We start from the raw sequence: 1,605 nt of genomic DNA, 5'->3' as shown, positions 1-1,605 counted from the left end.
CCCACGGGTCGTCGGCCGGAGCGCCGCCACCGGAGCCGCCGCCCCAGTTGCCGCCGCCACCGCCGCCGCCCTGCTGGCCGCCGCCACCGCCGCCGCCGTAACCGCCCTGACCGCCCCGGCCCGTGGTCTTGGTGACCTTGGCCGTGGCGTTCTTGAGGCTGGGGCCGACTTCCTCGACGTCCAGCTCGTAGACGGTCCGCTTGACGCCCTCGCGGTCCTCGTAGGACCGCTGCTTCAGCCGGCCCTGGACCACGACGCGCATGCCGCGCTGCAGCGACTCGGCGACGTTCTCCGCAGCCTGACGCCACACCGAGCAGGTCAGGAACAGGCTCTCGCCGTCCTTCCACTCGTTGGTCTGGCGGTCGAACATGCGGGGCGTCGACGCGACGCGGAACTTCGCGACCGCGGCACCCGACGGCGTGAAACGCAGCTCGGGGTCGTCGACAAGGTTGCCGACTACCGTGATGACGGTTTCGCCTGCCATGGATGGAACCTCTCGGCGGGGTTTGCGCGGATTGCTTGGTTGCTACTCGTGTACTGCTCGCTCCCGATGGCCCTTCGAGCCCGGCCGGGGGCCGGATTCAGCGGGCCCGACCTGCCGAGCCGTGGCTCAGTGGGTCTCGGGGCGGAGGACCTTGGTCCGGAGGACCGACTCGTTCAGCTTCATCTGCCGGTCGAGCTCCTTGACGACCGCAGGCTCGGTCTGCAGATCGATGACCGAGTAGATGCCCTCGGGCTTCTTGTTGATCTCGTAGGAGAGACGACGACGGCCCCAGGTGTCGACCTTCTCGACCTTTCCGTTGGCCTCGCGGACCACGGAAAGGAAGCTCTCGATCAGCGGGGAGACAGCACGCTCCTCGAGATCGGGGTCGAGGATGACCATCACCTCGTAGTGACGCATGTGGAACCCACCTCCTTTGGACTCGGCGGCCACGGTCGTTCCGTGGCAGGAGGGTCTTATGCGTGAGCAACGGTATCCGCCGGCACTGACAACCGTCCGGGACTCCGGCTCGGGGACAGACCTGGGCAGACACCGCCGCAGACCGTACAGGCTACCCGTACACCCGCGTCCGGTTGAAATCCGCTCGTCCCCGGGCACAATCTGGGTACATCGGGTACGTGCGGCGCCACGATGCGCCGACCGTCAGCCAGGAGGTACCTCATGGCACAGGCAATGCATCCGAAGACGTCCGGCGGATCCCTCTTCGCCTCCGACGGAAAGAGCCATCCCCTCCAGGACGGCCTGATGATCGCCACCCTGGCGCTGGGGATCTTCGCCTTCGTCACGTGCTGGTTCCACGGCCTGAGCCTGGCGACCTCGTGGGTCGGCCTCATCGGCATCCTCGTCGGCGCGTACGCCCAGTACATCTCGGTGACGACGCGCGAGCGGTTCCTCACCATCCTCGGCCTCGGAGCCTCGGCCGTCGGCTTCTTCCTGGGCATGGCCCACGGCGGCCTCTTCACCACCTGAGGCCGCCCGTGGGCCGGGCCCGGGGCGGTCTCCTCACCGCCTGAGGCCCGCCCCCGGCCCGGGCTCCGGGGCACCGCGCGGAACGCGGCCCGTCCCGGCCGGAGCGCGGCGCGGGCGGCCCGTACCCCCGCCCC

3 protein-coding genes are annotated in these 1,605 nt (G+C 69.5%); 1 reads left to right on the top strand and 2 read right to left on the bottom strand.

Translation table 11 applies throughout. The annotated features are described in order from the left end of the window. On the bottom strand, positions 1–484 hold a 484-nt coding region (locus L1885_RS28155; RefSeq protein WP_235799970.1), incomplete at its 3' end, for a single-stranded DNA-binding protein. Positions 485–610: 126 nt separating this feature from the next. After that, positions 611–901, bottom strand: a complete 291-nt coding sequence (gene rpsF, locus L1885_RS28150) for a 30S ribosomal protein S6 (RefSeq protein WP_235799969.1) — start codon at positions 899–901, stop codon at positions 611–613. Between the two features lie 261 nt (positions 902–1,162). Between rpsF and L1885_RS28145 the strand changes: the two genes are divergently transcribed. After that, a complete protein-coding gene (locus tag L1885_RS28145; protein ID WP_235799968.1) occupies positions 1,163–1,471 on the top strand; it encodes a hypothetical protein in 309 nt (102 codons plus the stop codon). Positions 1,472–1,605: the final 134 nt, after the last annotated feature.

The organism is Streptomyces fuscigenes, assembly GCF_021556455.1.
Classification (GTDB): Bacteria; Actinomycetota; Actinomycetes; order Streptomycetales; family Streptomycetaceae; genus Streptomyces; species Streptomyces fuscigenes.
Note: the sequence above shows the minus strand (reverse complement) of the source record. Positions and strands in the feature narration are given on the sequence as shown.